Below are 23541 nucleotides of genomic sequence, written 5' to 3' on the forward strand. Positions count from 1 at the left end.
ACAAAGCAGTAATTTGTCGTATCATAAATTTAATTGGCTATTGAACGTATGTTTGAATGAAAGAAAATTTATTGGCAATGGAGAGAAGGAATTTGACGGTAACCATTTACGATGTGGCGCGTGAAGCAGGCGTTTCGATGGCAACGGTATCGCGGGTTGTCAACAATAACCCCAACGTTAAGCCTCAAACCCGGAAGAAAGTTTATGAAGCAATAGAGCGTTTGGGATATCGTCCTAATGCGGTAGCCAGAGGTCTGGCCAGCAAGAAGACAACAACCGTCGGCGTTGTAATCCCAGACATTTCGAACTCTATTTTTGCTGAAATTGCTCGGGGTATCGAAGATATCGCCAACATGTACCATTACAATATCATTTTGTGTAACGCCGACAAGCGGAAGGAAAAAGAAATTCGTGTTATCAATACGTTGCTTGAGAAGCAGGTGGACGGGCTCTTGTTCATGGGCGGAACCGTGACGGACGAGCACATCCAGGCATTCCAGACCTCGGCAGTGCCGATTGTTCTCTGTGCAACTCGTGATGAGAGAGGCTCATACCCTTCGGTTGATATCGATCACGAGCAAGCTGCATTTGATGCAGTGAATACTCTGATTCGACATGGGCACCGCGAGATTGCAATGATCAGCGGTACTCTGCAGGATCCAGCTAATGGCTATGCCCGTTTTCACGGTTATAAGAAGGCACTTGAGGCAGCTGGTATTGAATACCAAGAAGATCTCGTGCGTATCGGTAATTACCGTTATGAATCTGGTGTAGAAGCTATGAAGTATTTCTTGGGCCTGAAGAAGAAACCGACGGCTATTTTTGCGGCAACGGATGAAATGGCCATCGGAGCGATTCATAGCATTCAAGATGAAGGCTATAAAGTTCCGGATGATTTCTCGATCATTAGTGTCGACAATATTCGTATGGCGTCCATGGTTCGTCCGCAGCTGACAACAGTTGCCCAGCCGATGTACGATTTGGGAGCCGTGGCAATGCGCTTGCTTACTAAACTGATGAAGAAAGAAAACGTGGAAAATTCTCGTGTTATTTTGCCGCATGAGACGATTCTTCGTCTTTCCGTTAGTCATGTAAACGAGTAGTTGTTCATGTTTAACATACAAATGTATATTTGTTGAAAAAAAGCTCCTTCAGGGAGCTTTTTTCTAGTGTTTGAAATTTGAAGTCTTTGTACGGCTTACGTCCTGGAAATTAGAGTGCGTATATGCTGGTATACGAAAGAGTGGAGGGGCATAAAGAATTATGACAACTTCTATAATTGGTCTGATTGGTGCGATGGACGAAGAGATTGAGCTGCTTTTGGCTCAGATGGATAGTAGTGAAAAAGTGTCGAAAGCAGGAGTGAATTACGTAGCTGGCACATTGCAAGGGAGAAAAGTAGTGGTATGCAAGTCAGGTGTAGGTAAGGTAAATGCCGCAGTGACTACTCAAATATTGATCGATTATTTCGGTGTATCCCAAGTGTTGTTTACGGGTGTGGCGGGCGCGCTTGATCCAAGATTGAACATTGGGGATATTGTCATTTCTTCTTCCTGCATGCAGCATGATATGGATGTGACGCCTCTTGGTTATGAACGGGGTGTGATACCATATCAGAGCATTTCTGATTTTCCAGCAGATGAGCACCTGATCAGCCTCGCTGAGACCGCCTGTAAGGAGCTTGCAGCGGAAGGTTACCTTGTGGGGAAGGTATTATCTGGGGATCAATTTATCGCCAGCAGAGACACTGTACAAACGTTGTATGAGCAGCTGAACGGCGCCTGTGCGGAGATGGAGGGATCTGCTGTAGCTCAGGTCTGCCATATGAATGGTGTGCCTTACGTCGTTATTCGTTCCATGTCGGATAAAGCGGACGGATCCGCACATGTTAATTTTGCAGAATTCACCGTTAAAGCTTCCCAGCGATCTCATTCTATTGTCAGTCATATATTAAATCATCTGTAAGATATAAAGTATCGCATTTCATATATTCATGTTGAAACGGCGCTGCCATCCATAAAAAGATGGCAGCGCCGTTTCCATTAAGTATATCTAAATTTAATCAATACATAAACCGTTGCTGGAATCGTATTCGGTCAAACTGTTCTTGCGAGGATAGAGGTACCTGTTTACCGATCTTCACCATGAGACAGTTCGCCGGATGGGAGCAAATTTCCGGATCATCGGTAGCATACCACTCCATCTCTACGACTTTCATCAGCCGTTCCATCATTTTACGGTAATCCCATACGTTCAGGCCGCTTCCTTTGAGATCCCAATGCCAGTAATATTCAGTTGTAAATACGATATACTGCTCCATTTGTCCGTCTTCAAAAGCAGTCTGAATCATTTTTTGGCCTAGTCCTAATGAACGGTAATCATTCGCTACTTCAATAGCTCCGAGCTCGATCAAATCTTCCATTTTTCCTTGGGACCATCGCTCTTGTTCATCAGCATAGTGAAAGGTTACATATCCGACAATGGTTTCTTCGTCGCGGGTAATAATAATTCTTCCTTCAGGCAGTTCTGCTATTTCAATCAGCGCTTCATGCTGTTCCGCAGGACGGCGAAAGGCATTGAGATCAGGGTGCATTGTCAGCTCTGAGATACGCTGGGGCGGTACGGGGCCTTCAATAATCAGGCGGCGGTCTTCAGGAAACAAGAGGTGAGACTTATACAGCTTGCAGTGTTCCATCCGGGTACGCTCCTTTCAAGTACATAACCTACTTATAGCAAAAAAATAAAAAAATGAAAAGCAATGACAGGAATTCCTAACCTATGATATAATCACTTCGACATAAAACCTTCACAATTATATCATTGACTTTCGAGTTTCCTCTCGAAAATCTTAGGTCAATGCACGATGATTTGAGCCTCAAGATGACCTGCCGTTTGTGAATTCTATTGTTACATTCATATCATTTGTAAGCGCCCACAAGTAGGGGAACGATTTAAGAATGAGGAGGATGCAATCATGAATCAAACGCATAGCGAAGTACTGCCTAGTGAAGTATCTAGTTCGAACATGAACAAATACGAGCAATCGGTCGCCCAGTTTTCCTGGGATGAGATCGAACGCCATTTCACTTGGTATGAGACAGGGAAAGTCAACATGGCTTATGAAGCAATTGACCGGCATGTAGCCGAAGGACGGGGAGAGAAGACAGCGCTGCTGTATAGTGACGCATCGCGTGATGAAGCGATCTCCTTCGCCCAATTGAAGGAGCAGTCCGATAAATTCGGAAATATTCTCCGTAAATACGGAATAGGAAAAGGCGAGAGAGTTTTCATCTTTATGCCGCGCTCACCTGAGCTTTATGTCAGCTTGCTTGGTATTTTGAAGGTAGGGGCTGTGGTTGGCCCATTGTTCGAAGCGTTCATGGAAACAGCTGTTAAGGACCGGCTGGAGGATAGCGGTGCCGTAGCACTCGTTACGACCCCTGCTCTGTTGTCTCGTGTGAAACGAGATGAGCTGCCGGAATTGAAGCATATATTCGTTGTCGGCGAGAATACGCCGGAGGACGAGGGAATTATCGATTTTTTCAGTGCAATGGAAGGTGCTTCGTCTGATCTGGAGATCGAATGGCTGGATCGGGAAGACGGATTGATCATGCATTATACATCTGGTTCGACAGGCAGACCTAAAGGCGTGTATCATGTTCAGAATGCTATGATTCAGCAGTACTACACAGGTAAGGTTGTTCTAGATCTGCGAGAAGATGATATTTACTGGTGTACTGCGGACCCAGGCTGGGTTACCGGAACATCTTACGGTATTTTTGCGCCTTGGCTCAATGGGGCAACGAATGTTATTCGAGGCGGTCGTTTCAGTCCGCAGGACTGGTATGGAACGCTTGCGAAGTATAAGGTAACGATATGGTACAGTGCTCCTACCGCATTTCGCATGCTGATGGGTGCAGGCTCTGATTTGATCTCCCAGTACGACCTGAGCAATCTGCGTCATGTGTTGTCTGTAGGAGAGCCTCTGAACCCTGAGGTGGTGCGCTGGGGCTATAAAGCTTACAAGCAGCGTATTCATGATACATGGTGGATGACGGAGACTGGAGCACAATTGATTTGCAACTATCCGAGCATGGCGATTAAGCCTGGATCTATGGGCCGACCGCTACCGGGTATAACCGCAGCCATTCTCGATGATCAGGGACGAGAGGTGGCGCCATACACGATGGGCAACCTCGCAATCAAAACAACATGGCCGTCCATGATGAGACAGGTCTGGAACAATCCTGCTAAATATGAGGAATATTTCAGAATTCCGGGCTGGTACGTTTCCGGTGACTCTGCTTACATGGACGAAGAAGGATATTTCTGGTTCCAAGGCCGGATTGATGATGTCATTAATTCTTCAGGTGAGCGGATCGGGCCTTTTGAGGTGGAGAGCAAGCTGGTAGAGCACCCTGCGGTCGCAGAAGCAGGTGTTATCGGTAAGCCTGACGTAACAAGAGGTGAGATTATCAAGGCCTTTATCTCGCTCCGTGAAGGTTATGAGCCTACACAGGAGCTCAAGGACGAGATTTACCGCTTTGTGAAGGAAGGATTGTCAGCGCATGCTGCCCCGCGGGAAATCGAATTTAAAGATAAATTGCCAAAGACCCGTTCCGGTAAAATCATGCGCCGTGTTCTGAAGGCATGGGAGCTAGATCTGCCAACAGGCGATCTGTCGACGATTGAGGATTAAATTAATTACTTAAATGAAAGAGCAGTCCCTAGAGTCCTACACGACTCAGGCGACTGCTCTTTATTTTTTCGAGAGATAAGAAAGTGTAAACATCGGAGTAAATTACGTCTCTCTCTCGCAAGATAAACTGCCGCTAAAAGCGGTCTGTCTTGTTTGAGTTACGTCGATAGACGTTTTGCGTATACTTCGTTGAATAATAATAAGGGCCGCCTCTATGAGCAGATATTTCTGCTATAGAGGTGGCCCTTATTGCATAGATTGGTTTAATTTTTTTCGAAAAATACCGTTGGTGAAGCTGAAGATTCTCCAACTGGATTTACAGCTGTAATTCGGAACGTCCCGCTGATTGGGGAGCTATTACTAGAGTGGAATTCGTTGGTTTGACTTGTTCCGATTATTTGATAGATCCCGTCATTGTTAGGACTGAAATAGACGTTATACAAGGTTACTCCATCCTCAGAAGGGTTAGCACTCCAAGTTGCCCGGAATCCGTCAGGTGTAGCCTGGATCGTTGGCTGTCCCGGCTGATGAGGCATAGAGGTTGGTCCCTGAGGACCAGTGTCAGGAATTTCTTCCGTTCCTTCATCAGGTGTAACGCCGTCAGTTTCATTGCCCGGATCTGGTGTTGGATCTGGATCAGGGACAGGACTGTTTCCAACGATAGCACTTGGCTCAGAGGCTTTTCCTGCGACGTCCACTGCAACAATGTAGTAGGTTACATTAGCGCCCCCAGAAGTGGTAAATTGTTTCGTACCGTCTGCCATAACAACTTGACCTTGGTTCACAAACGGACCGCCATTTGCCGAACGGTACAGTCTGTAGCCAACAACATCAGATGATCCACTTGGCGAAAAGGTGATAACACCCTTGGAGTAGTTTAAGTTTTTCGGAGGAGTTGGTGCTCTTCCATCATCCACTCTCGGGTCGACCTTAGTCGGCATGCCTTTGTTGGCATCCTCTGGAATGTAGAATTGCAACGACTCATGACCTCCACGCATGACAGCGAATGCAGCTTCAAGCTGCTTGATCAGTTCATCGATCGGCTTTTCCCGTTTAATGACGATCTGCTCTTTGAGAAAATCTTCAGGCGTTCCATCTCTAGGAATATAATTAGCGCCTTTATAAGTAATATATTTGGCTTTGGCCAGGCTGTCGTCTCTTTCCGTAGGCACAAACTTTGCATTAAACAGATCCGTAACAAACTTGTTAGTCAGCTCAGTTGGCAGCTTTCCACTGTATGCTGATACGGTTTTGGACACGATACCTTCAGGCTTTTTAAACTCTTTTGTCGGGAACAGGTCAGGTTTAAGGTTGATCGTTTCATTCATGACCTTGGCCCAGATGCTTTGTGCATGGGTTCGTTGAGGCTTATCCAGCGTATTTACGGAATGCTTATAGCCGACCCACACACCCAAAGTAATGTCGGGAGAGTAGCCTAAGAACCAGCTGTCTCCATAGTCTTGGCTTGAACCTGTCTTACCGACTACCGGTATTTTATTGAAGTGCTTATAGTTGTCCCGTACAGTGCTACCTGATCCGTTGGTTATAACGGTACGCATCATATCGGTCATCAGGTAAGCGGTCTGGCTAGAAAATACCTGAACAGGTTCGGTCTTATGTTTATATACAATCTTGCCATTAGAATCCACAATTTTATCGATTAAATAAGCGTCTGTAAATTTCCCTTGGTTACCGATTGCGCTATAGGCATTAGTCAACTCCTCAACAGACGTGCCGTGAGTAAGTCCGCCTATAACACCGGTACCTGCGGCATAGTCCCTTTCCACTAGGGTGGTAATACCGAGCTTTTTAGCGAACTCCAAGGCACTCTCAATGCCGATGACATTGTTGAATAGATTCAGCGCGACGGTGTTCGTTGAGTTGTTCAGCGCTTCGCGCGCGGTCATAAGACCCTTATAGCGCCAGTTTACGTTTTTCGGGATATGATAGCCGTTCGAACCATCCTTCAAAATAACCGGAGAGTCATCCACAATGCTGCCTGGTTGAACCTTACCTGAATCAAGCGCAGGCAAGAAAGCGGCAATCGGTTTCATGGCCGATCCCGGCTGACGGACCATCTGGGTAGCGTAGTTCATCTCTTCTGTTTTAAAATCCCGGCCCTCAATCATACCAAGGATGGCGCCGGTCTTGTTGTTGATCATCATCGCGGCGGTTTGTTCTTTCCCTTTGGTTTCACTGTCGGGGAAGAAGTTGTTGTCATCTTCCGCAATCTTCCGCATCGCACCGTAAATCGTGCGGTCTATGGTTGTGTATATTCGATAGCCGCCGGTGCTCAGCTCAGACCGTGCCTCATCCATCAAATCGCCGTTTTCTTTCGTTTGTTCCCCATCGACTTTCGGATTGTTCAGCTCCATAATAATTTTGGAAGCTTGACGTTCAACCTCCATCATCAGATATGGGTAAGTAACATATGCCTTTTGGGTACGTGGAGCAAGAGATTTCTTAATATCAAAAGCTTTTGCTTTTTTATGCTCGGCCGGAGTGATTTTACCTTCCTCCAGCATACGATCAAGCACGAGCCCTTGTCGTTTCATAGCACGTTTAAATGACTTCTCATCAAACTCCCCGATACCGTTGAAAGCCGAATAAGCGGAAGGGAGCTGGGGAAGACCTGCTAAATAGGCCGCCTGGGCAATGTTCAGTTTGTTAAGATCGCTAATGTTAAAAATACCTTTTGCCGCTGCTTTGATTCCGAACACATTATAGCCGTTTGAACCGTTCCCATAAGGTACTTTGTTCAAGTAGGCCGTTATGATTTGTTCCTTGCTTAAAAAACGTTCCAGGCGGAATGATAGTAAAATTTCTTTCACTTTCCGGTCACTTGTCTTGTCGCGGCTTAAAAAGGCTTGCCTTGCGAGCTGCTGTGTAAGTGTGCTGCCGCCTGTCTGAATAGGCTCATTCAGAAGGCGCTGCTTTACAGCACGGGCAGTGCCCATGTAGTCTACCCCTTTATGTGTATAAAAACGATTATCTTCTATGGATACAACCGCATCAATGACAATTTGGGGAATTTCATCACGTTTTACGGGTCGCCGGTCTTCTTCTGTCCGGAGCTGTCCAATAGGGGAGCCATCGCCAAAGTAGGCGAAGCCAGTGACGGCGTTATCGTCCATCTTTTGTTCGATGAGAGCTCTTGATCTTACGGGTTCATCTTTAACGATAGAGGTTACGTACCCTAAGACGGATCCTCCGATGAACAGCGTTCCCATCAAACCAATCACAAAGAGCCAGCCCAGTACCGATCCAATTTTTCGTCCAATGGATCTTTTCGGAGGGCGCTTGTTCTCAGGCTCCTGTTTTTTCTCCTCAACCATGAATGTTACTCCTCCTTTTAACGCACCTATTATAGCATAAATCGACGGTTTTGAATCATCATATCGCATCCTGTCGTTCCCATTTTACGGAAATTTGTTTTTTTAGAATTGCTGTATTGTAAATAATGGTAAAAGTGCATAACGAAAAAAGCTTAGAAGGACCTCAGTAGAAGGGTGGAAAGATGTTTACAGAGTCGGTGGGGGGTGCCATTCGCAGTATTCAGCAGGGAGCAGTTAAATGGAACGAAGAAAAACTGACCTAACTTTAAAAGTATATTTGACAAAAAAAAGACAGATGCACCTGAGGAAGTTCCTCCTATCATTTTGGGAGAGAATTCTGGTGTATCTGTCTTTATTGCAGAGAAAAACCCGGAAGTAAAACCTCCGGGTTTTGTAGATCAATCTTAACGGTTGTAGAATTCGACGATTTGCTTCTCGTCGATATCTTGAGACAATTCGGAACGTTCTGGCAGACGGATGTACTTGCCTTCCATTGCAGTTTCATCGAATTCAAGGTAAGCAGGAAGATGTACGCGGTTAGCCATAGCATCTTTAATTGCAGAAAGGCCGCGGCTTCTTTCACGAAGACCGATTACGTCGCCTGTGCTAACAGCGAAAGAAGCGATGTCCACTTTTTTGCCGTTTACAGTTACGTGACCATGTGCAACCAGTTGACGTGCACCTGCACGGGAGTTGCTGAAGCCAAGACGATAAACGAGGTTGTCCAGACGGCTCTCAAGCAGGAACATAAAGTTCTCACCGGCGATACCTTTCATGCCTGTTGCTTTATCGAACAGGGTGCGGAATTGTTTCTCACCCAAACCATACATATGGCGCAGTTTTTGCTTTTCTTGAAGCTGCATTCCGTAGTTGCTCATTTTTCTCCGTTGGTTAGGACCATGTTGTCCTGGAGGAAAAGGGCGTTTCAATTCTTTGCCAGTACCGCTGAGGGAGATGCCCACACGACGGCTTAATTTAAATTTAGGACCGGTGTAACGTGCCATGTAATATAGACTCCTTTGTAATTAAGTTTCATTTAGGGCTCTATTTGCGCCGTATTTGTTTATTACTGTCCGGTATGGTATCCGGCAGATCTGACGGGAAAGTTCAGCCGCTGTCCTGTCAGCAACAAATATCGTGAGGGTGACACAACGTTCCGCCCAATTCAAATGGAATGCATTGCATTCTTGTTCAACAATAAATATTATATGAAATGGTGATATAAAGTCAAGTTGAAGATTCCTATAACCTTTGTCTAATTTTGTCGATAGGACCATGGACCTAAAAAATATGAGTGAAACTCCGAAATTATAATGCAAAATTGGGTAGAAAAGAGTAATATAAGATTAATAGTAAATTATTGATTTAATCTAGAATACATACTATGTTGCTGTACTGCTTAACAGCGAGAAGGAAAGCGGCGGATTACTACGTCGCAGTCGCGCAGGCATTGGTTAGATGAAGGCTTGCGCATTTAAACCGGAATACTGGGTCTTTAGACAGACCTTTATAATGGTGCAAAGGAGCGCCCTTTATGTCAGAAGAACAACGGAAAGTTTCTGAAAGCTCTCCCGGTTCTACGGCCATGTTTAACGGTCCCGGGCGAATTCCTAGAACGGAATCTTATGTGTGGCACCAGACGATGGATATAACACCTTCAGACTTTCCCTATCTTCAGCAGTTAATGGAAGAGAGTTTTGAAGAGTGGATGAAGGAGAGCGCTGGGCTCCAAATGGTATCCAAGGCTGATTGGGCTGTTATTAGTCCGACTGGGGAGTGGTTGGTTGGAGATCCCATGCTGCAGGAATATTTCTCAGCCGGGGATGACAGCACTTTAAAGCGAGCCTTGGAGATAAGAGCGGCTGCGGCTGGTAGCAGTGAAGACCGTCTTGGCGGCAGAATTGTATGTGCGGCTCCTGTGTTTTCAAGAACTCACGGTGATTTGTTTGCTGTACTGATCAGTGTCTCTTCTGCAGAGATAGGGAAAGAACAGGCTCAATTTATGACAGAAGCGGCAGCGTTAATGCTTCGTGCTTGTTTTTACCGCCGGTTTGAATGCATCTTTGTAGAAGATTTAGCTAAAATTCATAGCCAAGCAGAGCGGGAAGCCCGCAGACGATCTGTCCTGTTTCAAGTTGTGAAGCGAATGCATGCCCAGATTAATGTGGACGGGGTACTTACGGAAATGCTGGTTAGCGTTCTTGACCTTTATCCGAACGTGAACGTGAAGCTGTTTATGTCGCAGGATCACCAGAGCAGCCATCCATTGGTACGTCCTTTGCTTTTGCACCATTGGCAAGAAAAAGTGTATGTCCGAACCTTTATGGAAGGTGCCCTGACTATTTGCGATAATCGGGATCAGCCGCAGGGACTAATAGAAATTGGTGTTCCCGTAGGGGGAAAGCAGGGTGTCTATGGTGTTCTTCACCTTGTGGTCAAGCGTGAGGAAATGGAGGATATGGATCTTGATCTGCTTGGTATGATGGCGGATGCCGCAGGAACGGCTTTCGAAAATGCCAAGTTGTACGAGCAGTCGAACCTGATGATCCACGAACTGCGAATGATCAACGAACTGACCCAGCAGCTGAACAAAAGTTTGCAATTGGCGGACATTTATCAGTTTGCCAATGAGGAACTTCGTAAAATATTGGCTGCAGAGTATTGCTGTATTCTGAGTTATAACGAGGAGCTTGGTGGACTGGAGGTCATGTCGTGTAATGCCGCGTGGCTGACTAAAGAAATGTTCGAGAAAGATTATGGCTTGGGAGGGCTGGTATATCATTCCAAGGAGCCTCTGATCCTGGCGGATTACACGGAAGAACGTCCTGCAGTATCCAAGCTGATGGATACGACGGGATCCAATTCAACTATTGCGACACCTCTGACCGTAAATGGGGAAATACAGGGCGTTATATTGTTAACCCACAGAAAAAAACATTATTTTTCTTACGATAACTACCGCCTGCTTCAAGCGTTAACGAGCCATATCGGGCTTGCGGTAGGGAATGCTTCCCTGCATGCGGAGGTAAGACGGATGGCGAATCGGGACATGCTGACAGAGCTTTATGCTCGTCATTATCTCGATGAAGCTATACATGAATGCCAAAGCCGTGATTTTTGTGGCTCGCTAATCGTGGTCGATATTGACCAATTCAAGCAGGTGAACGATACTTTTGGGCACCAGCGTGGCGATAAAATATTAAAGCAGGTCAGCGGTATCGTGAGAACGTCCATCCGGCAAAGTGACATTGCTGCTAGGTGGGGTGGGGAAGAACTTGCGGTTTACCTTCCCGGCTTAGGTATTGAGCAGGCACTTCAGGTGGCTGAGCGCATACGTTTAAGGGTTGCAGAAGAGACAGAGCCGAGAGTGACCGTCTCCTGCGGCATATCGGAATGGAACTGGATGCATGACAGAATTAGTGTTGAATCTCTTTTTTACCGTGCGGATATGGCGCTATACGAAGCCAAGAACGGCGGGCGAAATCGGATTGTGGTTGAAAAAACCGATACTTCGGAGGAATAAAGGAAGCCCAGCGGCTGGTTATGCCGGTGGGCTTTTTTTTGTATAAATGGGAAAAGGACGGTTAGCCTAAGAGGGATGAATATACGAAAGGCTGATCATGATGATAGGATACAAAACACTTTTACTCTTTCGCAATATGATGTTTTGGCTGAGCTTGACGCTCTGTGTACAGGGCTGCGGAATGAAGCAGCTTTCTGCTGAACAATCTTTTAATCGGGCAATTGCCGGGTTGGAAGGAGTGGATAATTTTACGTTTAAAGGAGATGCGGCGATCCGGAACGGGGACAGCGGTATTTTTAAGCAGACGGTCGCTTTTGAAGGTCAGCTTCAGAATCATAACCTGCTCACTTTAACGACTTCTAAATCGCCCCCTTCTTCGTCTACAGCCTCAACGTATTCCGCTGGAAGTATGAGCATGGACGGTTTGAAGGGGAAGATGAAATATGAGAAGGGCGCTTGGCGGCCCCTTGCCTCCGGCTACTCGAATGGTGACTGGATGTCACGGTTGAGTCCCTTGGAACAGCTTCAATACATCGGTGATACCGATAAAAAAGTAACAGAGGAGTATGGTGCAGCGCGTGGTACCAAGGTGCTCCGGATTGAACTGGCTCCTGAAGCTTCTCGGAAGATGCTGAGTGAAGCGCTGAACGGGCAAATGAAGCAACTTCGTAATCGTATGGACCAAAAGGGCGACTTACTCTACTCAGATAACGCTAAGGCACGAGAGAGACTTCAAGCGGTGTGGGAGAGGGAGAATCAGGAGTTAAACCGGCTGCTTTCAAATACAAATGTTTCGACCGTTTTTCATTTGACAATAAACAAGAAATCATACTTGCCCCAAAAACTGTCCTCAGAGCGTAAAATTTCTTTTAAAGACCCTTCCGGGCGTAAGCCGGACGAAACGATGGTGTCGGACATCAGCTTTTCGGAATTTCGATAATTTTCCGATGGCGGCTGACGTCACACCTTTTACCGTGATACAATATAATAATGAATTTACCGCTGTTCAATTGAGAACAAGCAGGCAAATCAGCTCAAGGAGGTTATATGAATGCGTGATCCAAGAATTCAGAAATTAGCCGAAAACCTGGTTGGTTATTCGGTGGATATGCAGCCAGGTGAGAATGTGCTGATCGAGATGATCGGCTCAGAACGTGATCTGCTTAATGCTATTATCGAAGAAGTTGGGAAAAAGGGAGGTCACCCTTTTGTCCAGCTGACCGATAAAACGGTACAGCGTGCAATGCTGAAGAATGCTACGAAAGAGCAACTTACACTGTGGGCTGAACTGGACTTGAACCGGATGAAACAGATGGACTGCTATATAGGTATCCGTGCAGGAGAGAACGTAAACGATCTGTCCGATGTCCCGGAAGAGAACATGAAGCTGTACAACTCCCTGTACTCGCATCCTGTACATAGTGAAGAGCGCGTGAAGCGCACGAAATGGGTAGTTCTCCGTTATCCGAATGCGAGCATGGCACAGCTGGCTAACACTAGCACAGAAGCCTTTGAAGACTTCTACTTCGACGTATGCAACCTGGATTACTCCAAGATGGATCGTGCACAGGATCCGTTGGCGGAACTGATGAGAAAGACCGACAAGGTCCGTATTGTTGGTCCTGGAACAGACCTTAGCTTTTCGATTAAGGGGATTGGAGCTGAAAAATGTTCTGGTCAGAAGAACATACCTGATGGAGAAGTATACACTGCACCGGTTCGTGATTCCGTTAACGGAACGATTTCTTACAACTCTCCAACGTTGTATAACGGAGTCACTTTTGAAAATATTAAATTCCGTTTCGAGAACGGTAAAATTGTAGAAGCAACGAGCAGTGATACGGCCCGGATAAACGAAATTCTGGATTCCGATGAAGGCGCCCGTTATATCGGTGAATTCGCGATCGGTTTCAACCCGTACATTCTAACACCGATGAAAGATATTCTGTTTGATGAGAAGATCGCTGGAAGTCTTCATTTTACACCTGGTCAGGCATATGATGTGACGGACAACGGCAACCGTTCTTCCATTCACTGGGATCTGGTATTGATCCAGCGTCCGGAATATGGCGGTGGGGAAATCTATTTTGATGACGTGCTGATCCGTAAAGATGGTATGTTCGTGATTCCTGAACTCGAGGGACTAAATCCAGAAAATCTGAAATAAAATGAAATATAGTTGCATAAGAAAACGGATTCAATGTATCATGAAGGAGAAATAAACAGCATTTCTTTACATCTTAAAGTTACGGAGGGATTCGTATGTCCAATAACAATGCGATCGTTGTAGACATTTCTCAGACAGCAGGCCAGTTCTCATCTTCTATTGTTTTGCAGGCTGAGAACAAGTACATCGATGTAAAGAGCATTCTGGGCTTGTTCACAACATTGGTGAGCCACCAGAGCTATGAGCTACACGTTCACGGTCCGGATGCCGATGAAGCAAAAAAAGCGATGATCGACGTATTTTCAAAGCATGGCTTGAATGTAACCGTGGTTGCTGAATAAATTCAGCGAAAAACATCCTTCCTAAAACGGAAGGATGTTTTTATATCATTGAGGAGTACTTTTGAACTGGTCCTTGTATTGATTTGCGATTTCGTCTAATATTAGATGTAGTAACCGTGCAGTGATATTAACATAGGGGGGAAGATCATGACTTCATCTGATTTGCAAGAACAGCTTCACCTTAAAGCGATCAGTCTTCTACATGAAGATGCAGATAAAATTCAAAAGCTCATTGAAGTGCAGATGGAGAATCTGGCAACCCGTTACTGCCCTCTCTATGAGGAAGTGCTGGATACCCAAATGTACGGATTTTCAAGAGAAGTTGATTTTGCTGTCCGTGCCGGGCTTCTTCCGGAAGTGACGGGGAAACAACTGCTCAGCAAGCTGGAACGTAATCTGGCTCTGTTATATGAAGCCATGAACCAAGCCGAATAGCCTGTCCAGTACAGGCGATACATAGAAACGCATGCGCGCGGGGGAGTGTCGGCATGCGTTTTTTTAATGTTATGGTTTTATTGAGACGGTTAAAATACAAAAGACGCGTTATACGGAGGAAGACTCAGTATGACGCGTCTTTTATTTATTGGAAAACGAGCGAAACAACAGGGCCTCTATACGAGATAAAAAGAGAAGCCAAGGATGACATAGACTGCAAGAAGCATAAGCCCTTCGAACCAGTTAGTCGCGCCGTCCTGTGTAATCGATTTGGCGATAAAGACAGCCACACCAATCGCCACGAGCTCGATGGTCGTAAATACGATATCCATTGTATTACCCATAAAAAAGCTGATGAATACCAGGACAGGGGCTACAAACAAGGCGATTTGGAGACTGCTGCCGACTGCAATTTCAACGGCCGCACCGATTTTATTTTTCATAGCGAGCATAATGGCTGCACTATGTTCTGCGGCGTTACCGACGATCGCTACGAGGAATGCACCGACAAACAGTTCACTAAGTCCGTATTCATGACTGACGGGCTCCAGAACCCCGACAAGCCATTCACTGACAAAGGCGACCATAACGGTGGCCACGATAAGATAAGTGATAGAGCGTCCTTTGGACCATGTAGGACCGTGTTCATGCGGAAGTTCTTGATCACCACTGTCGCTGACATCAGCCAAATAGCTTTTGTGTGTGATCATGGAGAATAGGAGCCACGCGAGATAAGCAGCTATGAGAATACCTGCCACAATCAGGCTCAAAAATTTTGTGTCTGATTCCGTAATAGAGTGGGTATTCAGAAATACAGCGGGGATGAACAACGCGATAATACCCAATATCATTAGGGAACCGTTCAGTCCGGCAAGTGTGACGTTGTATTTCTGGATTTTGAATTTCAGACCGCCTGCAAATAGGCTGAGTCCGAGGACGAGCAGCAGGTTGCCGATGATAGAACCGGTGATACTGGCTTTTACCATATCGTATAGCCCTTGCTTTACCAAAAGGATGGCGATGATGAGTTCGGCAGCATTACCGAAGGTCGCATTCAGGAAACCTCCGAGCCGCTGTCCGGCATAGTGGGCGACGCTTTCTGTCGCTTTTCCGAGAAATCCCGCGACAAAAATAACCGAGACGGCCGATAAAATGAACTGCAGCGTAAAATTCCAACCTAAGAAGTGTCCTGCTGCGCTCAGCAGGAATGTAATGACTAGCAGTGCGGGACTTAACCACTTTTTCAAAAGCGTACACCTACCTTTAGCTATGTAAAAAATTGAGTATTCTTTTACAATATACCCCAAACTTTGACTAAAATAAACGCAAGTTTTTAACCAGCATTTGCTTTTTAGGCCTGTTAGGATTTACAATAACGAATAATGAGGATGAAGGAGGATTTGACATGGCGGAACAACTTCAACTGGATAACGGTTTGATTCGGATATCGGATGATGTCGTCTCGAAAATCGCCGGAATGGCTGCCTTGGAGACTCCAGGGATCGCAGCAATGTCCGGTGGATTGTCTGAGGGCTGGGCGAAACGGCTTAGCGGCAAAAATGTACAAAAAGGTGTGACAGTGGAGGTAGGTCAACTTGAAGCAGCGATTGACCTGCGCATTATTGTGCTGTATGAGACACCGATACATGAAGTGTGCCGTATGCTTCAGCAGAACGTACGTGAAGCTGTAGAGAGCATGACAGGACTTCGAGTTGTCGAAGTTAATGTCAAAGTCGAAGGCGTCGCTTTCAAGGATGATGAGATTGATGACATTCCATATCGTGCGAAATAAGCCAATCAGAATAAGGAAATATAAATCAGAAAAGACTACCGGGTTGCCCGGTAGTCTTTTTTTATGACGGATTTTACATGTTCTTCCTTATCGGGACGGTTGCTTTCTCTAGAGATGCTAAGCATGATTCCCATGGCGAGCATCATAACCAGCAGGGAAGATCCGCCGTAGCTGATGAATGGAAGAGTTACACCCGTAATTGGTATGGTGTTGGTTACTCCGCCAATGTTGATGAATGCCTGAATAGCGATGAGACCCATAATCCCTATGCCGGTAAGTGTTCCGAAAGGGTCCGGGCAGCGTAGAGCAACGATAACACCCCTCCATATAAAATACAGATAAATCAGTAAAAATATCGAGGTGCCTATAAACCCGAATTCTTCACCGATAACGGAAAAGATAAAATCGTTGTACGGGTTCGGCAAATAATGAAGTTTCTGCACGCCTTCACCATATCCAGCCCCGGTCACCCCACCCTGGCCGATGGCAATAAGGGACTGGACCAGGTTATATCCTGTACCGGATTGGTCCTTGAAGGGATTAAGATATGCCTCAATCCGGCCCATTTTGTAGTTGCTGCTGGCCTCTTGCTGCACATCTCCGCCGGAGATAGAATCGAACAGGGAGCCGACTCCGATCGTCAAAGCCAATCCGAGTGCGACAAGCGATATACACGCTGTAATATGCTTCATACTGGCGCCACCGGCATAGATGATTAATCCGCTTGTGGCCACAAGGATAAAGGTAGAACCTAAATCGGGCTGAAGCATGATCAGACCGGCAACAATCCCTACGATAATAAGAACCGGGAAGAAACCGCCCTTCCATTGGCGGATCCGTTCCCCCTTCTTCGTTATCAATGCAGCCAGATATACAATCGTGGCGATCTTGGCCAATTCTGTCGGCTGAATGCCTAGTTTACCAAGATTAAACCAACTGGAAGCACCGTTGGTAGCTTTTCCGACGACTACAACAAGGATCAGCATGATTAACGATAAGAAAAAAACGGGTATAAATAGCTTTTTGTACTTCTTGTAATTGATGTTCATCGCGACCAGCATCACAAAGGTACCGACAATCGCAAAAATAAGTTGACGTTTGGTGAAATAAAGCGGGTCGTGCCCCCATTTCTGGCTAAAGACGGTCAAGCTGGAGCTGGAACTGAACACCATGAGCAATCCGAATCCCACCAACAGCAAGGTAAGGATCAGCAGCTGGAAATCCGGCGTCCCTCTCTTGGGCTGTGGTTTGTTTGTTTTCATAACATTACCGTTACGCTTCCAGCAGCAATTTTAGTTCTTGCAACTTCTTCGTGGCAACGTTCAGAATAGGCTGCGGAGCTGGAGTGTCATATTCCAGTCCATGCGGGAATGTGGCTTTTCCCAAGTAAACGGCTTCAATTTGAAGCACGGTGTCGGGTTTCTCCAGTTTTCCTTCCACAGCGCGGGTATTGATGCGAAGGAAGTATTCTGCATCGCTCTTCTTATCTTCAATTTTCAAATCATATGTAGCGCGGTAGTACTCCCACTGCCAGCGGATAAAGCCTACCTTCTCGGCACTTTCATCGAGATAAGCCAATTCACTTTTTAAGCCATCCAAGCCCGTATTCTCAAAAATCATGGCGTTAGTACCTCCTTAATTAGTCCCTACAAAGTTCTTTAAATATGATAGTATTTTTCAAGAACTTGTGCAAGCCTGAAAGCCCGCCAATTGTAAGGTCTGGCATGATGGTGTTACAAGAATAGCGCGGAGTAACCGAGTGGATTATTTTGAGAATAAGAAGTATATAGACCGTCTTTTTTCTGCTACAATGAAATTAATGAAGGCTTCTGCGGTGTTTGGTGATCCCGTCATGGCGGTGGGAGCTCCGGGAGATACGATCAAACCGGGGAAGATAAGGTCATCACGCAGAGGGAACTGGAGGAAGAAGCAGACGTATTGTGCGGTGAAATAAAATATGTGGGAAGCGCTTACCTGATAGACGTTTTTCTTACCGATGATGTACGCAAGGTAGCGAAAGCTGCGGCCGGATAAAGATGAAGACGTTGCTCCTGTGAAGATTCCTCTGAGGGATGTCTACGAGAAGGTTAGAGATGGAGCCTGCAATGACAGCATGCTGGGACATGTACTGCTGTAGTGTACACTTCATGGATTGCTGAGGTTAGATTGAGCCGTTCAGGCGGGGGGAAGGATGATCGATATGAACGAGCAAGTATACTTGGAACAGCTGTTTCCGAAAATGGTGGAATGGCGGCGTTATATACATATGCATCCTGAAGTGTCTTTTCAGGAAGAGAAGACATCCGCTTTTGTCGAGGCGCGTTTACGTGAAATGGGTTACGAAGTATCCACGGGAATGGGTGGTCATGGAGTGATGGCGGTTCTAAAAGGAGGGCAGCCGGGAAAGACGATCGTGCTGCGTGCGGATATGGACGCACTGCCGATTCAGGATGAGAAGAGCTGTGAGTACAAATCCACTGTAACAGGTGTAATGCACGCCTGTGGTCATGACGGACATACGTCTATCCTTCTGGCAGCTGCTTCTTACTTCCGGCAAATTCAGGAGACGGTCCGTGGAGAAATCCGGTTTATGTTTCAGCCAGCGGAAGAGGCGTGCCCTGGTGGCGCCTTGGGAATGATTGAAGCAGGCGCACTAAACGGAGCGGATGTCATTTACGGCCTGCACTTGTGGACACCGCTTAAGCTTGGGACGGTAGCAAGCACGCCCGGCCCTGTAATGGCAGCTGCGGATGAGTTCTTTATCGACATTATCGGACGGGGCGGACACGGCGGGATGCCGCACGTGACCGCTGATGCCGTCGTGGCAGGTTCTGCTCTCGTTATGCAGCTGCAGACCATTGTCAGCCGGTCGGTCGACCCGCTGCAGCCGGCAGTCGTCACGGTAGGAACCATCGAAGGCGGTTCCGCCCAAAATGTGATTGCCGACCGATGCCGGATTACCGGAACAGTCCGTACATTTGATGAGGATACTCGAAAGCTTATCCGTACCCGATTAGAGTCGATCACTCGGATGACAGCTGAAGCATACGGAACGGAAACCGCGATTGAATATCTCAGCGGTTATCCTGCGGTTGTGAATGATGAGAATGAAGCAGAACGCTTTTTCCGGACGGCCCCACACATTTTTGGAGAGAATCAGGTTCATCTTTCTCCTAAAATCATGCCAGCTGAGGATTTTGCTTACTATTTGCGTGAAATACCGGGATGCTTTATGTTTGTGGGAGCGGGGAATGCAGAAAAGGACGCTGTCTTTCCTCATCATCACCCAAGATTTGATTTCGACGAGGATGCCATGCTGCACGGGCTAAAGCTGATGGTCGAAATGGTGCGCTCCTATCAAGATGAGTTTGCTCAAGGATGACCTGAGAGGCCTAAGAGAGTGCAAGCGTTTCAAGGACCGCATGGAACCGGGATAAATTGGGAATAGTAAACTTGGGGAAGTTCAGATCCGTATTCAGACGGGGATGAACTTCTTTTTGCGAATACAGCCAAATCTATAGGAATAGCCAAGGAGGAATACAATTGATAAAAGACAAACCGTGCATTGTCCAGCGAGACAGGACGATCCTCTTGGAAGTGGAGCATTCCGGTTTTGAAGAAGCCCGTGAACAGTTGTCACGATATGCTGATTTGGTAAAAAGTCCGCCCTCTTTTCATACATACCGGATTACTCCTTTGTCTTTGTGGAACGCAGTAGCATCGGGATGGAATGCCGAACAAATATGCGGGAGCCTTCAGTCACTATCCCGCTTCGACGTGCCTTCTTCACTGTTAGAGGAAATTTTAAGACTTGTATCGAGATACGGACAGCTCACGCTATTGAAACATCCAGAACGTGAAGAGTCGCTTATCCTCCGATGTGAGGATGAAGAACTTATGCATGAGATTAAACTGCAGCCCTCCTTATCTAAGGCAGGACTAACCTTTTTGACGAATACGGTTGTGGAGGTACCCTCGGAACGAAGAGGGATGTTGAAGCAGGAGCTGACGCGTCTTGGGTACCCCGTGATGGATTACGCCGGATATCAGGACGGACAGTTTCTTCGGATTCATTGGCAAGGTGAAGCGTATGAGGCTTTAGAAAAAGAAACAAAGCACGGTCAAAGTAATCGAACATCTTTCCGCCTACGTGATTATCAGCAGGAGGCAGCGGAAGCGTTTCGGGACAGTGGAGGAAAAGGGGGGAGCGGTGTACTCGTGCTTCCTTGCGGCGCAGGAAAGACCGTCATCGGCATGGCGGCGATGCGGGAGCTTCAATGCGAAACATTGATTCTGACGTCCAATACGACCTCGGTCCGGCAATGGATGTCGGAGTTGCAGGAGAAGACCTCGCTCCAATCTTCCGATATCGGCGAGTATACGGGTCAGCGTAAAGAGGTGCGGCCGGTGACGGTGGCAACATATCAAATACTGACTCATCGCCACAACAAAGAGGACGAGCTCCGCCATATGAAATTGTTCAACGAAAGAAGTTGGGGACTGATTATATACGATGAGGTTCACTTGCTTCCTGCACCTGTGTTTCGGGCAACCGCAGACATTCAGGCAACCCGGCGACTCGGTTTAACGGCAACGCTGGTCAGGGAGGACGGTCGGGAGCATGATGTGTTCTCCTTGATCGGGCCAAAGCGTTATGAGATGCCTTGGAAGACGCTCGAGGAAAAAGGCTGGATTGCCGCCGTGGATTGTGCAGAAGTGAGGGTACCCATGACGGACAGCCTGAAGGAACAATGCCGCTATGCCGGCACCCGCGAGCAGTATCGCCTGGCATCGGAAAATCCTGCGAAGTTGGACGTAGTGAAGAGGTTACTAGAGCGTCATTCCGGTGCTCAGACTCTCATTATAGGACAGTACCTGAACCAACTGGAGTCAATTTCCAGTGAGCTGGATATTCCGCTCATCTCGGGTCAAATGCCACAGCACCAGCGCAACGAGCTGTATGCTGCTTTCAGGAGAGGAGATCAGCGAATTCTTGTCGTCTCCAAAGTAGCTAATTTTGCAGTGGATTTGCCGGACGCTTCGGTAGCCATTGAAATATCCGGCAGCTTTGGTTCGAGACAGGAAGAGGCACAGAGGCTTGGCCGTATTCTGCGTCCGAAGGCTGGTGATAACAATGCACACTTCTATGCGCTCGTTTCACAGGATAGCCGGGAAGAGGTATTCGCACTTCGCAGGCAACTATTTCTCATTGAGCAGGGCTATCAGTATCGGACCGTAACGGAGCCTTCTATCGGAAATAAGGGTTCTCAAGCTTTCGAGGACGGCGCCGAACCTGGAAAGGAGGCAGCAGGTACGACATGATGGATATTCAAGACAGGTCACCCAGCCAATTACCAACACCGGAACAAAACGTATTGTATCGGATTTGGACTGCTTTTGCTGGCCAGGTATTTGATGAGGAAAAGCTGCTTTCCCTTGACATCCCGCCATTCAGCGGGGCTGAAGTACTGACCGCCTTCTTGGGTCTCAGGCAAGACGGATGGGTGAAAGCAGTCAAGAAAGCCTGGGGCGAGCGATTATACTTCATTCCCTCGGAAAGACTGCTCTTTGTGCAGGAAGCTTTTTTTACACCATCCCAGGCTCTGGAGGAAGTTTCTGCAGCGGCTCTGTCGTCTGAGGCGAAGCCGGGACTGGCTCTGGATGTATTTAATGCGTTGGTATACGGTGCGAAGAATGGTGGTTTTCCGCTAACTTCAAAAGGGACAGTACATAAAAAGCATATTCAAAAGCTGGATGAACCTGAGGGCCTTACAGGATCGGATATTGCCGCCATCGGGCTGCAGTATGCCCATTCAGATGCCTATCCTCCACGTGCTGCCGTGCTGCTGGACCTGCTCCTTAGTCTGGGGTTGCTGACCAAGGAGAGTAACGCCCTTGTGTTAAAGGAGGATGCACTTCAAGAATGGCTGGATCTGTCACTGGAGTGTATGAATAGTCTCCTCTTTCAGAGCATTATGGAAAGATACGGTCGAACGAATCCGGAAAGTCAGCATTTACGCCAGGTATTGTGTCATAAGGGCTTTAGAGAAGACGTCTGGTATGATGTGGACCGCCTGCTGGACGAAATGACGGCTGCAGGTATCGAGATGCAGGAGCGTAGGAATGAATTGTATGATGAAGGAAAGGCATGGCTCCGTTTTCTGGCAGGGGCAGGCTGGGCTGATGTAGGCACAAGTAATGACGAGCATTTGCTGATCCGGTGGAAAATACCTGCTGGACGACTTCTCAAAGGCGAGGTCGACGGCAGGACTGCTTCTGCTTCAGGGTACTTATTTATTCAGCCGGATTATGAAGTTATGGTGCCGCCGGATACCCCCTTCTCAGTTCGTTGGAGCTTGGCCCAGTGTGCAGAACGTGTATCCGATGACCATATGTCGGTTTACCGTCTTACCAAAGGATCTGTTGCGCTTGCAGCTGATTTGGGGATGAGCCCGGAACAGGTGACTGATTTTGTTGTCAGCCAGGCGCTCTCTGGTGTACCTGACAATGTGGCGGCGGCTCTCGCACAGTGGGGACGTGAAGTGGGCAGAACTTCATTTGCGGAACTAACTGTACTGCAGTGTGAAACGGTGGAAGAAGGCGATCAGATCGCGGCTCATCCCAAATTGACGGAGTGGATTCATCGCCTGGGCCCCCTGTATTTTGCCGTAAAGCCCGAACATGTAACCGAAATCAGAAAAATCCTTACAGTTGCTGGACTTCCGCCTAAACGCCAGATTGGCGGTTTTGATCAGACTGCTGGCCAATGGCGGCAAGAGGAACCCCGGCAAGCAGAAGCAGAAAGAACGGACAGCCTTTACCGAAAAGGGGATTACGATCATTTCAAATCCTCAGGTCTTGTATATAGCGGAAGGAATGAACATTATTTTCAGCCGGATTCCGAAATACCGGACAAGCAGGATCTGTTTCCCGGACTTGCAAAGATTCCTGTCATGTGGACAAGGGATTGGCGCAGTTATCATGGTACAACAGCTAAGCAGATCATGGAACAGGCGCTGGATTGGAAAGTTAAGGTGGAGCTTGGTATGGAAAATAAAAAAGCCGAATTCATACCGAAACGGCTGTTCCGTAATCCATGGAGGGTATCTGGGCTGATATATTCATCAGACTCGGAGAAGCCGGAACAGATTGAGCTGAGTGAGGGCGGATGGCAGGAGATGAGACTGATTGTGCCGGGTCAATCCTGAGGCGGACGTCCATTTCTCTATAGAATAAGCAGTTCCCAATC

19 protein-coding genes are annotated in these 23541 nt (G+C 47.1%); 13 read left to right on the forward strand and 6 right to left on the reverse strand.

The features are described 5' to 3' along the window. Positions 1-92 precede the first annotated feature (92 nt). Together ccpA and MNQ98_RS09475 are read left to right on the forward strand one after the other, a co-directional pair. Positions 93-1103, forward strand: coding sequence for a catabolite control protein A (ccpA, locus tag MNQ98_RS09470; RefSeq protein WP_241932946.1), 1011 nt, complete (start codon positions 93-95; stop codon positions 1101-1103). A gap of 160 nt (positions 1104-1263) precedes the next feature. Continuing rightward, positions 1264-1965 carry a 5'-methylthioadenosine/adenosylhomocysteine nucleosidase gene (locus MNQ98_RS09475; protein ID WP_241932947.1) on the forward strand — a complete coding sequence of 234 codons (702 nt, stop codon included), beginning with the start codon at positions 1264-1266 and terminating at the stop codon, positions 1963-1965. A 97-nt stretch (positions 1966-2062) separates the two neighbouring features. On the opposite strand, the gene MNQ98_RS09480 is transcribed toward MNQ98_RS09475, so the two are convergent. Continuing rightward, a complete protein-coding gene (locus MNQ98_RS09480; protein ID WP_241932948.1) occupies positions 2063-2695 on the reverse strand; it encodes a GNAT family N-acetyltransferase in 633 nt (210 codons plus the stop codon). Between the two features lie 279 nt (positions 2696-2974). On the opposite strand from MNQ98_RS09480, the gene acsA reads away from it, so the two are divergent. After that, positions 2975-4699: an acetate--CoA ligase gene (gene acsA, locus MNQ98_RS09485; RefSeq protein WP_241932949.1), complete on the forward strand. Its 1725-nt coding sequence runs from the start codon at positions 2975-2977 to the stop codon at positions 4697-4699. A 263-nt stretch (positions 4700-4962) separates the two neighbouring features. Here the strand turns inward: acsA and MNQ98_RS09490 are convergent, their stop codons facing one another. Together MNQ98_RS09490 and rpsD are read right to left on the reverse strand one after the other, a co-directional pair. Beyond that, positions 4963-8034, reverse strand: a complete 3072-nt coding sequence (locus tag MNQ98_RS09490; protein ID WP_241932950.1) for a penicillin-binding protein 1A — start codon at positions 8032-8034, stop codon at positions 4963-4965. 404 nt (positions 8035-8438) lie between these two features. Beyond that, the gene (gene rpsD / locus MNQ98_RS09495; protein WP_241932951.1) at positions 8439-9038 is read right to left on the reverse strand and encodes a 30S ribosomal protein S4; all 600 of its coding nucleotides are present in this window, start codon (positions 9036-9038) and stop codon (positions 8439-8441) included. Positions 9039-9568: 530 nt separating this feature from the next. Between rpsD and MNQ98_RS09500 the strand changes: the two genes are divergently transcribed. The 5 genes from MNQ98_RS09500 to MNQ98_RS09520 all read left to right on the forward strand — a co-directional run bounded on the left by MNQ98_RS09500 (position 9569) and on the right by MNQ98_RS09520 (position 14500). After that, positions 9569-11557 (forward strand): sensor domain-containing diguanylate cyclase, encoded by a 1989-nt coding sequence (locus MNQ98_RS09500; protein ID WP_241932952.1) that lies wholly within the window; start codon positions 9569-9571, stop codon positions 11555-11557. 97 nt (positions 11558-11654) lie between these two features. Then, positions 11655-12497, forward strand: a complete 843-nt coding sequence (locus MNQ98_RS09505) for a hypothetical protein (RefSeq protein WP_241932953.1) — start codon at positions 11655-11657, stop codon at positions 12495-12497. A 111-nt stretch (positions 12498-12608) separates the two neighbouring features. After that, on the forward strand, positions 12609-13724 hold the full coding sequence (locus MNQ98_RS09510) for an aminopeptidase (RefSeq protein WP_241932954.1): 1116 nt from the start codon (positions 12609-12611) through the stop codon (positions 13722-13724). 95 nt (positions 13725-13819) lie between these two features. Then, positions 13820-14065, forward strand: coding sequence for an HPr family phosphocarrier protein (locus tag MNQ98_RS09515; RefSeq protein ID WP_208914827.1), 246 nt, complete (start codon positions 13820-13822; stop codon positions 14063-14065). Between the two features lie 147 nt (positions 14066-14212). Next, the gene (locus MNQ98_RS09520; protein WP_208914826.1) at positions 14213-14500 is read left to right on the forward strand and encodes an Fpa/YlaN family protein; all 288 of its coding nucleotides are present in this window, start codon (positions 14213-14215) and stop codon (positions 14498-14500) included. Between the two features lie 176 nt (positions 14501-14676). Here the strand turns inward: MNQ98_RS09520 and cax are convergent, their stop codons facing one another. Beyond that, on the reverse strand, positions 14677-15747 hold the full coding sequence (gene cax, locus MNQ98_RS09525; protein WP_241932955.1) for a calcium/proton exchanger: 1071 nt from the start codon (positions 15745-15747) through the stop codon (positions 14677-14679). A 158-nt stretch (positions 15748-15905) separates the two neighbouring features. Between cax and MNQ98_RS09530 the strand changes: the two genes are divergently transcribed. Further along, positions 15906-16292, forward strand: coding sequence for an Asp23/Gls24 family envelope stress response protein (locus tag MNQ98_RS09530; RefSeq protein ID WP_208914824.1), 387 nt, complete (start codon positions 15906-15908; stop codon positions 16290-16292). A gap of 35 nt (positions 16293-16327) precedes the next feature. On the opposite strand, the gene ftsW is transcribed toward MNQ98_RS09530, so the two are convergent. Together ftsW and MNQ98_RS09540 are read right to left on the reverse strand one after the other, a co-directional pair. Next, complete coding sequence (ftsW, locus tag MNQ98_RS09535; RefSeq protein WP_241932956.1) at positions 16328-17554, reverse strand: putative lipid II flippase FtsW; 1227 nt, start codon at positions 17552-17554, stop codon at positions 16328-16330. 10 nt (positions 17555-17564) lie between these two features. After that, positions 17565-17912 carry a YugN family protein gene (locus MNQ98_RS09540; protein WP_241932957.1) on the reverse strand — a complete coding sequence of 116 codons (348 nt, stop codon included), beginning with the start codon at positions 17910-17912 and terminating at the stop codon, positions 17565-17567. Between the two features lie 139 nt (positions 17913-18051). Between MNQ98_RS09540 and MNQ98_RS09545 the strand changes: the two genes are divergently transcribed. From MNQ98_RS09545 to MNQ98_RS09560, 4 genes are all read left to right on the forward strand, one after another. After that, positions 18052-18246 carry a hypothetical protein gene (locus tag MNQ98_RS09545; RefSeq protein WP_241932958.1) on the forward strand — a complete coding sequence of 65 codons (195 nt, stop codon included), beginning with the start codon at positions 18052-18054 and terminating at the stop codon, positions 18244-18246. Between the two features lie 246 nt (positions 18247-18492). Then, positions 18493-19674, forward strand: a complete 1182-nt coding sequence (locus MNQ98_RS09550; RefSeq protein WP_241933886.1) for a M20 family metallopeptidase — start codon at positions 18493-18495, stop codon at positions 19672-19674. Positions 19675-19835: 161 nt separating this feature from the next. Continuing rightward, positions 19836-21614, forward strand: a complete 1779-nt coding sequence (locus MNQ98_RS09555) for a DNA repair helicase XPB (protein ID WP_241932959.1) — start codon at positions 19836-19838, stop codon at positions 21612-21614. After that, positions 21611-23500 carry a helicase-associated domain-containing protein gene (locus tag MNQ98_RS09560; protein ID WP_241932960.1) on the forward strand — a complete coding sequence of 630 codons (1890 nt, stop codon included), beginning with the start codon at positions 21611-21613 and terminating at the stop codon, positions 23498-23500. The genes MNQ98_RS09555 and MNQ98_RS09560 overlap by 4 nt, the downstream gene beginning before the upstream one ends. Positions 23501-23541: the final 41 nt, after the last annotated feature.

Source organism: Paenibacillus sp. N3/727, from assembly GCF_022637315.1.
Lineage (GTDB): Bacteria > Bacillota > Bacilli > Paenibacillales > Paenibacillaceae > Paenibacillus_AQ > Paenibacillus_AQ uliginis.